The following is a 12,297-nucleotide window of genomic DNA, read 5'->3' on the forward strand; positions in this document are numbered from 1 at the left end:
ACACAGACGTGCACGCGCATGGCGTGGTGGCTGAGGGACATCTCGTGAGGAGACGCGGAACATGACGGACGCATCAGGTGGCGTGCGCCGGCCGGACCACCAGCCGGACCCGGCGCCCGACCGCGCGTCGGGCCGGCTCCCCGGCCGCACCCTGGCCGACCTGTACGACCGTTACCCGGACGAGGGGCGCTTCCACTTCCGCACCGGGCCGGGCGAGGACGAGGTCGCCTCGCTGACCGGGGCCGCGCTGCGGCGCCGCGCCCGCCGGTTGAGCACCGCGCTCCAGGCCGCCTGCGAGCCCGGGCAGCGGGTCCTCGTCCAACTGCCGAACGCCCTCACCTACGTCACCGCCCTCGCCGCCTGCGCCTACGCCAACGTGGTCGCCGTCCCGATGCTCGCCGACCTCGCCGACGACCCCGAGGACACGCTCGCCAAGCTCCGCGCCCTCGCCCCCGCCTCGGGCGCCACCTGCCTGGTCACCGGCGCGGAGACCGCAGAACTGGTCGCCGCCCGCGCCGAGGAGTCGCTGGGCCGGCTGACCGTCGTCGTCCCCGCCGAGCCCGCCGCCGGGGAGGAGGACGCGGAAGACGCCGACGACGCCGGGGAGACCGCCCCCGACCGGGCGGCGCGGGGCGAGGACCCGGCGGTGCTGCTGTTCACCTCCGGCTCCCTGACCGCCCCCAAGGGTGTGACCTACACCCACTCCGTGCTGCTCGCCCAGATCGAGCTGTCCCGCGACATCTGGGAGGTGGGGCCCGACAGCACCGTCGTGTCCTGGCTGCCGCTCTCGCACAACTTCGGCATCTCCGTCGGCCTGCTGCTGCCGTTGGCCGTCGGCGTGGACAGCGTCCTGATGCCGCCCAGCACGTTCGTGCGGCAGCCCGACGCGTGGCCGCGCGCGATCAGCGCGCACGGCGCCACCCACACCGGCGCCCCCAACTTCGCCCTCGACTTCCTGTGCGACCAGCTGGACCCCGCCGCGCTCGCCGCCGAGGGCGTCTCGTTGGCCAGCCTCACCAACCTGCTCTGCGCCGGCGAGCTGATCCGGGAGGACAGCCACCGCCGGTTCACCGAGACCTTCGCGCCCCTGGGGCTGCGCCCGGAGAGCTTCTGCCCCAACTACGGCATGACCGAGATCGGCGCGGTCGTCACCGAACCCTCGGCCACCGAGGCGGTCTTCCGGCGCGTGGACGTCGCCGAACTGGAGCGCGGCCGGGCGGTGGACAGCGACGACGCCGGCACCGGCAGGGCGGTCGCCGCGATCGGCCCGCTGCCCGGCGGCGACATCGTCCGGGTCGTCGACCCGGAGACCGGCGCGGACCGCGCCCCGGGCGAGGTCGGCGAGATCTGGGTGCGCTACCCGGGCGTCTTCCGCGGCTACCACGAGAACGAGGAGGCCACCGAGGAGGCGTTCTCCGGACCGGCGGGGCTGGGCCATTTCCGAACCGGCGACCTGGGGTTCGTCCTCGACGGACGGCTCCATGTCACCGGCCGCGAGAAGGAGTTGATCATCGTGCGGGGGGAGAACCACTACCCCGCCGACATCGAGGCGACCGTCCGCGCGGCGCTCCCCGGGGTCACCGGGCGGCTGGCCGTCTTCGGCTGCGACATCGACGACGCCGAGCGGGTCGTCGTGGTCCAGGAGGTCGACGCGGCCCTGCCCGGCGAGGAGTACCGCGCGCTGCTGCGCCGGGTCGTGGCGGCGGTCTCCGAGAAGCACCAGCTCACCTGCCACGAGGTCGTGCTCTCCGACACCGGGGGAGTGGCCCACTCCGCGATCGGCAAGATCCTCCGCAAGAAGACCATGCACGCCTATCTGGCGGGCGCGCTCCCGGTCCTGGCCTCCTACCGCGCGGGTGCGGTCACCCTCGGGGCGGAGCGGGGCGAGCCAGCCCCCGACGCCGGGGCGACCGGGGCGACCGGGGCGACCGGGGTGGCCGAGGTGGCCGGGGTGGCCGAGGTGCGGCGCCGGCTGGTCGCCGAGGTGTTCGGGCTCACGCTGGGGCGTGAGCCGGCGGAGTTCGACGGCGTCGGCACGTTCGCCGAACTCGGCCTGGACTCCCTCCAGTACATCCGGCTCGCCCGCCAGGTCGAACGGGTCTTCGGCGTCGCCTACGGACCGGCCCTGCTCTTCAAGCACCGGACCGTCGACGCGCTCGCCGCCCACCTCGCGGCCGCTCCCGCCCCCGTCGCCGCGCGCCCGTCCGCGCCCGCCACCCCCGAGCCGGAGGCGGCGGACGCCGGCGCGGTCGCCGTCGTCGGGGTGAGCCTGCGGCTCCCCGGCGGCGCCACCGACCTCGACAGCTACTGGCGCAACCTGGTCGAGGAGAAGGACTGCGTCACCCCGCTCGCCGACAGCCGCCCCGAGATCCTCGACACCTACCGCCGCCACTACGGCCCCGACACCGACGGGCTGCCCCGCGACGGCGCCTTCATCGACGACGTCGCCGACTTCGACGCCGCCTTCTTCGGGATCGCGCCGCTCGAAGCCGAGAGCATGGACCCGCAGCAGCGCAAGGCGCTGGAGGTGACCTGGCGCGTCTTCGAGGACGCCGGCTACCGGGCCTCCGACTTCGACGGCGAGGAGGTCGGCGTCTTCGTCGGCGTCCACAACAACGACTACGCCGAACTGGTCACCCTCGACCCCGGCCTGATCGACGTCTACGGCGCCCATCTCGACTCCGGGCTGCACGCCAGCCTCGTCGCCAACCGGGTCTCCCGCTGGTTCAACTTCCGCGGCCCCAGCGAGATCCTGAACACCGCCTGCTCCAGCTCCCTGGTCGCCGTCCACCGCGCGGCCCGGTCGCTGCGCGACGGCACCAGCCGCGTCGCCGTCGCCGCCGGCGTCAACCTGATGCTGTCGCCCCGCCCCTACCGGGTGAGCCAGCAGGCCGGGATGCTCTCGCCCGGCGGGCGCTGCCGCACCTTCGACGCCGCCGCCGACGGATTCGTCCGCGGCGAGGGCTACGCCGCCGTGCTGCTGAAGCCCCTGGCCAGGGCACTCGCGGACGGCGACCACATCCACGGCGTCATCCGCGCCAGCGCCGTCAACCACGACGGCAAGTCCAACTCCCTGCGCGCCCCGAACCTCACCGCGCAGAAGGAACTGGTCAAGACCGCCTATCTGAGCTCGGGGACCGACCCCGCGACCGTCGGCTACATCGAGGCGCACGGCACCGGCACCGCCCTCGGCGACCCCATCGAGGTCCAGGCGCTGCGCGAGGCGTTCGCCGAACTCGACCCCGACCTGCCGACCGGCTACTGCGGCCTCGGCTCGGCCAAGGCCAACATGGGCCACCTGGAGTCCGCCGCCGGCCTCGCCGGCCTGCTCAAGGCCCTGCTCAGCGTGCGACACGGCATCCTCCCCGGGCTGCCGCACTTCGAGACGCTCAATCCGCACATCTCGCTGGCGGACAGCCCCTTCCACATCGTGGACCGCACCCGCGAGTGGCCCGCCCCCGTCGACGAGGACGGCACCCGCCGGCCGCGCCGCGCCGGCGTCAGCTCGTTCGGCTTCGGCGGGGTCAACGCCCATGTCGTCGTCGAGGAACACCGGCCGGAGCCCCGCGACGACCGCCCGTCCGCCGAGGGTCCCGCCGTCGTCCTGCTCTCCGCCCGCACCGACGAGGCGCTGCGGGAACGCGTCGACGCCCTGCGCGACCACCTCCGCCGCCACGACCCCGACCCGCGCGACCTCGCGCACACGCTGGCCGTCGGACGCGAGGAGATGCCCCGGCGGGTGGCCTTTCTCGCCGCCGACAACGCCGAGTTGACCGAACGGCTCGACGCCTGGCTGCGGGGCGAGGAGTCCGCCGAGGGCGTCGTCACCCCGCGCCCCGAACGGTCCGCCGCCGCCCCGGCGACCCCCGCCCGGCTCGCCGAGTGGATCGACCGGGGTGAGCACCCGCGCGTCGCCCAGGCGTGGGCCGACGGCCTCGACCTCGAAGGCCGCCCGCCGCACGCCGGCGGCCGACGGGTGCCGCTGCCCACCTATCCGTTCGCCCGCCGCCGGCACTGGCTGACCCGCGCGCCCTCGGCGCCCGCCGCCCCCGCCCCCGCCGCCCCGCCCGCGCCGCTGGTCTTCGAGGAGGTGTGGCGCGCCCGGCCGCTGCCGGCACCCACCGCCGCGCCCCGGCTGGGCACCGTCGTGTTCCTGGTGGCCGACCCCGCCCACCGGGAGCTGTGCGCCCGCGCCCTGCGGGCGAGGGACCCGCGCGCCACCGCCGTGTTCCTGAGCCCGGCGACCGCCGGCGGCCACGACGAGGAGACCGTCGGCGTCGACCCGGCCGACCCCGAGTCGTTCGCCCGCGCCTTCGCCCGCGTCACCGAGCGCCACGGGCGGCCCGACGCCCTCGTCTACCTCTGGGCGTTCGAGGACCCGGCGCTGCTGCGCGACCACCGGCCCCTGCTCCACCTGGCCCAGGGCCTCTTCGACGCCGCCCTGCCCGTCCCCCGGCTGCTGCTCTCCGCCCAGCCGCTGACCGCGCTCGACCGCTGCCACGTCGAGTCCTGGCTCGGCCTGGAGCGGTCCCTGCGGCTGATGCTGCCCGGCACCCACGCCACCGTCGCCTGCCCGACGGACCTGCCCGCGGAACCGGCCGACGTGGCCGGCCGGTTGGAGGCGTGGCTGCCCACCCTCGTCGACGAGCTGGCCGCCCCCGACCAGGACAGCGCCCTGTACCGCGACGGGGTCCGCCGCACCGCCACCCTGCGCGAGGTCGCCCCGCCCGCCGCCGCCCGACCGGCCGTCAGGGCCGGCGGCACCTATCTGATCACCGGCGGACTCGGCGGGCTCGGCCTGCTCCTCGCCCGCCACCTGGCCCGCTCCGCCCCCGTCAACCTCGTCCTCACCGGCCGTTCCCCGCTCGACCCGGAGCGCCGCGCCCGGCTTGAGAAGGAGCTGCACGCCGGAAGGTTCCACCACCTCAGGGCGGACGTCGCCGACGAGGACGCCATGCGCGCCGGACTGGACGCGGCCCGCGAGCGGTTCGGGCCCTTCACCGGCGTCATCCACGCCGCAGGCGTCGACAGCCGCGACACCCTGCTCGACATGGACGCCGACGCGTTCGGCGCGATGCTCCGCCCGAAGGTCGAAGGCACCCTCGTCCTGGACCGGCTCCTGGCCGACGACCCGCTCGACTTCACCTGCTACTTCTCGTCCGTCTCCGCCGTCATCGGCGACTTCGGCTCCGGCGCCTACGCGGCCGGCAACCGCTTCCAGACCTCGTTCGCCCAACACCGCCCCGGCGAGACGCGGCGCGGGGTGGCGCTCTCCGTCAACTGGCCGCTGTGGGCCGACGGCGGGATGAACCTGGCCGGCGACGACAGCACCCGGCTCTACCTGAAGTCCAGCGGGCAGCGCGCCCTGGAGACCGAGGAGGGCCTGGCCCTCTTCGACCGGCTGCTCGCCGAGGGCGCGGCACAGCGCCTGGTGATGGCCGGCGACCCCGAGCGGATCAGGCGCCTGTTGCGCGTCGAGGGCGCCGACGGCCCGCGCCGCGCCCCCGCGCCCCCCGCCGGCGGCGAGCCGCCGGCCGCGCCGGCGCCCGCGGCCGGCGAGGACCTGGCCGACGCCCTCCGCCGTGACCTGCGGGCCGAGGCCGGGGCGCTGCTGCGGATGGCGCCGGAGGAGGTGCCGCTCGACACCAACATGGCGGACTTCGGCTTCGACTCCATCAGCCTCACCGACTACGCCGCCGCCCTCACCCGGCGGTTCGGGCTGCGGATCACCCCCGCCGTTTTCTTCGACTGCCCGACGCTGGACGCCCTGGCCCGCCACTGCCTCGACGAGCAGGCCGCGACGGTGCGCGACCACTACGCGGCGGCCGCCCCCGCCGACCGGCCCGTCGCCCCGGCGCCGGCGGCGCCGGCGAGCGCGCCCGCCCCCCGGGGTGTCCCCGAGCCGATCGCCATCATCGGCATGAGCGGCCGGTTCCCCGACGCCCGCACCGTCGACGAGCTGTGGGACGTCCTCGCCGACGGCCGGGACGTCACCGTGCCCGTGCCCGAGGAGCGCTTCCCCGGCCACGGCGGCGCCTGGCGTGCGGGACTGGTGCCCGGCGTCGACGAGTTCGACCCGCTGTTCTTCGAGATCGCTCCGTCCGACGCCCGCGCCATGGACCCCCGCCAGCGGCTGCTGCTCCAGGAGTCCTGGCACGCGCTGGAGGACGCCGGCTACGGCGCCGAGAAGATCGAGTCCCACACCATCGGCACGTTCCTCGGCGCGGAGAACGGCGACTACGCCCGGCTCCTGGACGAGCCCGGCAACGTCACCGCCAACCACGAGGGCATCCTGGCCGCCCGCCTGGCCTACTTCCTGAACTTCAGCGGCCCGGTCATGGCCATCAACACGGCCTGCTCCTCCGGACTTGCCGCCATCCACGAGGCGTGCGGCAGCCTGCGGAACGGGGAGTGCGACACGGCGCTCGCCGGCGGCGTCAACCTGATGACCACCGCCCAGAGCTTCGTGGAGCCGGAACAGGCCGGAATGCTCTCGCCCGACGGTCGCTGCCACGCCTTCGACAAGCGCGCCAACGGCCTGGTCCCCGGAGAGGCCGTCGCCGTCGTCGTCCTCAAGCGGCTCTCCCTGGCGGAGGCCGACGGCGACCGCGTCCTCGGCGTCATCACCGGCAGCGGCCTCAACTACGACGGCAGGACCAACGGCATCACCGCCCCCAGCAGCCGCTCCCAGGCCCGGCTGCTGAGCGACGTCTACCGGCGCCACGCCATCGACCCCGCCGCCATCGACTGCGTCTTCACCCACGGCACCGGCACCAGGCTCGGCGACCCGATCGAGATCAACGCGCTGACCCGCGCGTTCCAGGACGGCGGCGAGCGGAGCGCGGACTGCGCGCTGGTCACCACCAAGCCGAACGTCGGCCACGCCTTCGCGGCCTCGGGCGTGGTGAGCCTGATCGGCCTCGTCCAGGCGATGCGGCACGCGACGCTGCCCGCCAGCATCCACTGCGAGGAGCTCAGCGACTACGTCGACTGGGAGGCCGGCCCCTTCACCGTCAACACCGTCCGCCGGGAGTGGCCGAGCACCGCCGGCCGCCCGCGCACCGGCGCGGTCAGCGCGTTCGGCATCAGCGGCACCAACGCCCACCTGGTCGTCGAGGAGTACCCGCGGCCGACCGGGGACCCGGCGGCCACCGCCGACGGACCCCGGCTGCTCGCGTTCTCCGCGCGCAGCCCGGAGGCGCTCGACCGGCTGGCCGAGCGGCTCGCCGCGCGTCTGCGCGAGCGGCCGGGGACCGACCTCGCCGCCGTCAGCGCCACCCTGCTGACCGGCCGGCTCCACCACCGCCACCGGCGGGCCGTCGTCGCGGCCGACGCGCGCGAGGCCGCCGACGCGCTGGCCGGCGCCGAAGGCGCGCCGAGGCTGTTCCACGGCCAGGTGCCGCGCGAGTTCCAGCCGCAGGAGATGCTCTTCGCACACGCCGAGGAGCTGGTGGCGCGGGCGGGCGCCGAGGCCCCGGCCGGCGGCCCGGAGCGGGTGCTGTCCGCGCTTGCCGAGCTGTACTGCCAGGGCTACGACCTGCCGTGGTCCGGGCTCTTCGGCGGCCGGGCCCTGCCGCCGGTCAGCCTGCCCGGCTACCCCTTCGCCCGCGAGCGCTACTGGGCGGCGCCGGCCTCCCGGCCGACCTCCCACCCGGGCGCCCCCGCGCCCGCCGTGCCCGGCGGGCAGGGGCCGCACCCGCTGCTGCGCCGGAACACCTCCGACCTCACCGAGCACCGGTTCGCCTCGGTCTTCCACGCCGCCGACGAGGCGTTGCTCGGACCCCTGGGTCCGCTGCCCGCCGCACTGCCGCCGGCCGCCCAGCTGGGCATGGCCCGCGCCGCCGCCGACCTGGCCGCCGGCGCGGCGACGCGGCTGCGCGACGTGACCTGGGGCGCGCCCGCCCCCGTCGTCGACGGCCGCACGCCCGTCAGCGTCGCCCTGCACCCGGCCGCCGAAGCGGACGGCGAACGGATCGCCTTCGAGGTGTACCAGCCCGTCCCCGCCGCCGAGTTCGGGCGGGAGATCCTCAGCCAGGGCGTCGCGGAACCGGCCGGGACGGCCCGCCCGCCGCGCGTCGACCTCGAGCGGCTCCGGCGGGAGCAGGACGCGGACCTGCTGCTGGCCCCCCTCCCGGCCGACGCCGGCCCCGGCACCCCGCCCGCGCTGGTCGGGGCCGCGCTGCGGGTCGCCGCCGAGCTGACGGCCGCCGGCCCCGAGGGCGCGGCGACGCTGACCCCGGCCGGGGTGCGCGAGACGGTCGCGTACCGCACGGCACCCGACTCCCGCGCAGCCTGGGCCGTCGCCCGCCGGGTGGCCGAGGACCGGGTCGACCTGGAACTGGTCGACGCCGAGGGCGAGGTGTGCCTCGTCCTGCGCGGCCTCACCTGGCGCTCCGCGCCCCCGGCGCCGGAGGGCGCCGTCGAACCGCTGGTCACCCGGCCGGTGTTCGTCGACGCGCCGGCCGCCACCGCCGCCCCGGCGGCCGAACGCCTCGTGGTGCTCTGCGGGCTGCCCGAGGCCACGACCCGCGCGGTGCGGGAGGCGCTGCCGACGGCCCGGCACACCGTCCTGCCGACCGTGCCCGAGGGCGCCGACACCGCGGCCGCCTACGAGACCGCCGCGCTCGCCCTCCTCGACACCCTCCAGGGGGTGCTGCGGAACGTGCCCGCGGAGGGCGCGCTCGTCCAGGTGTGCGTCCCGGCGGACGGCGCGGGGCACTGGGCGCGCGGCCTGTTCGGGATGCTCGCCACGGTCCGGCGGGAGAACCCCGCCGTGCGCGCCCAGCTCGTCGAGTGCGACCCGGCCACCGCCACCGAGGCCGTCGCCGCCCTGCGGGCGGCCGCCGCCCGCCCCGACGAGCCGCGCCTCCGGCAGGTCGAGGGGGCGCTCCTCGTGTCGCGCTGGGAGAACGTCACCGCCGCGCCCGACGCCCCTTCGCCCTGGCGCGACGGCGGCGTGTACCTGCTGACCGGCGGCTACGGCATCGCCGCCGCCCTCGGCGCGGAGATCGCGCGCCGCGCCGAGCGCGCGACGCTCGTCCTCACCGGCCGGTCGCCCGCCTCCGAGGCCCGCCTCGGCGCGCTCCGCGAACTGGTCGGCCCCGGCACCGTCGTCGACTACCGCAGGACCGACGTCACCGACGCGGAACAGGTCGACGCGCTGGTCGCGGGCGTCCTGCGCGACTTCGGCGCCCTGCACGGCGTCATCCACACCGCCGGGGTGCTGCGCGACGGCTTCGCCGTCCGCAAGACACCGCAGGCGGTGCGGGAGGTGCTGGCCCCCAAGGTCACCGGACTGGTGCGGCTGGACGAGGCGACGGCCGACCTGCCGCTGGACCTGTTCCTGCTCTGCTCGTCCGTGGCGGGCGCCCTCGGCAACGTCGGCCAGGCCGACTACGCGGCGGCCAACGGCTTCCTGGACGTCCACGCCGCCCGGCGCGCCGAGTGGGTGCGCGCCGGCCGGCGCTCCGGGCGGACCCTGTCGGTCAACTGGCCGCTGTGGCGCGACGCCGGGATGCGGGTCGACGCCGCCACCGAGCAGGCCATGCGCGCCGAGACCGGCATGGTCCCGCTGCGGACCGCCACCGCGATCGACGCCCTGTACCGCGCGCTCGCCTCGGGCCACGCGCAGGTGATGGTCATGGAGGGCGACCCGGCGCGGATGGCGGCCCACGCCGCCGGCCGTGGCGTGCCCGCAGGGCGGGCACCGGCGGCGGCCGAGGCGGCGGACCCGGCGCAGACCGCCCGCGCGGTGCGGCGACGGCTGACCGAGCTCTTCGCCGAGACCACCGACATCGCGGTGGCGCGCGTCGACGCCGAGGAGCCGTTGGACAGCTACGGCATCGACTCGTTCCTCATCGCGCGCCTCAACCACCTGCTGAGCACGCCGTTCCCCGCGCTGCCGAAGACGCTGTTCTTCGAGCACCGCACGCTCGCCGCCGTCGCGGACGCCCTCGCCGGGACGTTCCCGGCGGAGAGCGGCGCCTGGGCCGGCGACGCGGCCGCGCCGCCGGCGCCGCCCGCGCACGCCGCGCCGCCCGTCCCGGTCCCGGCGCTCACCCCGCTGCGCGCCGGCCGGCGGGGAGCCGCCGGCCGGGCGCCGGTCGCCGACGAGCCGATCGCCGTCATCGGGATGAGCGGTCGCTTCCCCGGCGCCAACAACGTGGACGAGTTCTGGGCCAACCTGCGGGGCGGGAAGAGCACCGTCACGGAGATCCCCGCCGACCGCTGGCGCCTCGACGGCTTCTACACGGAGGACGTCGAGCACGCCGTCACCCACGGCAAGAGCTACTCCAAGTGGGGCGGGTTCCTCGACGGCTTCGCCGACTTCGACCCGTACTTCTTCCGCATCTCGCCGCGCGAGGCGCTGGAGATGGACCCGCAGGAGCGGCTCTTCCTCCAGGAGACCTGGCGGGCGTTCGAGGACGCGGCCTACCCCCGCGACCGCATCGCCCGCCAGCACGGCGGCCGGGTCGGCGTCTTCGTCGGGATCACCAGGACGGGATTCGAGCTGCTGGGCGCCGAGCTGGGGCGGGACGGCGCGCCGCGCCACCTGTCGACCAACTTCAGCTCCGTGGCCAACCGGGTCTCCTACGTCTTCGACCTGCACGGCCCGAGCCTGCCGGTCGACACCATGTGCTCGTCCTCGCTCTCCGCGATCCACCAGGCGTGCGAGCATCTGCGGCGCGGCTCCAGCGAGATGGCCGTCGCCGGCGGGGTGAACGTGTACACCCACCCCTCGGCGTACGTCGAGTTCAGCCGGAAGCGGATGCTCTCCCCCGACGGCCTCTGCCGCAGCTTCGGTAAGGGCGCCAACGGCATGGTGCCGGGCGAGGGCGTGGCGAGCCTGCTGCTGAAGCCGCTGTCGCGGGCGATGGCGGACGGCGACCACGTCTACGCCGTCATCCGGGGCACCGGCATCAACCACGACGGCAAGACCAACGGCTACACCGTCCCCAACCCGGTCGCCCAGCGCGACCTGGTGCGCGGCGCCCTCGACCAGGCGGGCGTCGACGCCCGCACGGTGAGCTTCCTGGAGGCGCACGGCACCGGCACGGAACTGGGCGACCCGATCGAGATCGCCGGGCTGACGCAGGCGTTCCGCGAGGACACCGACGACGTCGGGTTCTGCGCCGTCGGCTCGGTGAAGTCCAACATCGGCCACCTGGAGGCGGCCTCCGGCGTCGCCGGCGTGATCAAGGTGATCCAGCAGCTCAACCACGGGGAACTCGCGCCCTCGCTGCACGCGCGCGAGCTGAACCCCCATCTCGACATCGAGAACAGCCCCTTCTACGTGCAGCGGGAACTCGGGGAGTGGCGCACGCCGCACGACGCCCCGAGGACCGCCGGAGTTTCGTCGTTCGGAGCGGGTGGTGCGAATGCCCACGTGGTCATCCAGGAGTTCGACCGGCCATGAATGACGCGCGACCGCGTTCGCACCGGGGTCCGGAACAGGACCCGAACCGGAGCCACATCCGTCCTCCCCTCTCCCCGCGTACCAAGGAGTCCCACATGTCGTCCCAGCGCCCGGCGTTGATCGTCCTCTCGGCCCGTGACCAGGACCGGCTGGCCGAGCAGGCGCGCCAGCTCAGGGAGGCCCTCGTCTCGCGCGGCTACGGGGACGAGCGGCTGTCGGACATCGCCTACACCCTTCAGGTGGGGCGCGAGGAGATGGACCACCGGCTGGCGCTGCTGGCCACCTCGGTGGACGACCTCAAGGACAAGCTGGCCGCGCTGGACCTGGACGGGGAGCCGCCGGCCGGGGTGTTCCGGGGCGAGGGCGAAGGCGTCGACGCCGGTGAGCGGGAGGAGCCGGTCGAGGGGCTGGTCCGCGCCGGGGAGTTCGGCCGGCTGGCCGAGCTGTGGACGAGGGGCCTGCGCGTCGACTGGGCGGCGCTGCACGCGGACGCGGACCGGCGGCCGCGCACCGTCAGCCTGCCGACCTACCCGTTCGCCGGCGAGCGCTACTGGGTGCCCTCGGCGCAGCGGCCGAAGGAGCCCGAGGTGCTGGTGGAGTCGGCGGAGTCCGGCGAACTGGTGATGTCGGCGGGTTCGGGGTTGATGTTGTTTGAGGAGGTGTGGGAGGAGGTTGCGGTTTCGGGTTCTGGTGTGGGTGTTGGGGTTTCGGTGGTGGTTTTTGTTCCGGTTGGGTTGGCTGGGGTTGATGGGGTGGTTGGTGGGTTTGTGGGTGTGGAGGGGTGGCGTGTGTCGGTGGTGGAGGTGGGTTCTGGTGTGGGTGTGGAGCGGTTGGGTGGGGGGCGTTTTCGGGTGGGTGTGGGTGATGTGGGGGGTTTGGTT

The 12,297-nt window shown here is 75.5% G+C and carries 2 protein-coding genes; both read left to right on the plus strand.

The window, feature by feature from the left end; translation table 11 throughout:
- Positions 1-61: 61 nt before the first annotated feature.
- Positions 62-11,416, plus strand: coding sequence for an SDR family NAD(P)-dependent oxidoreductase (locus CRP51_RS30020; protein ID WP_097232706.1), 11,355 nt, complete (start codon positions 62-64; stop codon positions 11,414-11,416).
- Positions 11,417-11,511: 95 nt separating this feature from the next.
- A partial coding sequence (locus tag CRP51_RS28920) for a KS-MAT linker domain-containing protein (RefSeq protein ID WP_212615939.1) occupies positions 11,512-12,297 on the plus strand: 786 nt, incomplete at its 3' end.

The organism is Streptomyces zhaozhouensis (assembly GCF_900230195.1).
GTDB classification, from domain to species: domain Bacteria; phylum Actinomycetota; class Actinomycetes; order Streptomycetales; family Streptomycetaceae; genus Streptomyces; species Streptomyces zhaozhouensis.

Bases quoted from the DNA above. Each gene is read 5' to 3' on its own strand.
- CRP51_RS30020 (WP_097232706.1), top strand. From the start codon at position 62: ATGACGGACGCATCAGGTGGCGTGCGCCGGCCGGACCACCAGCCGGAC.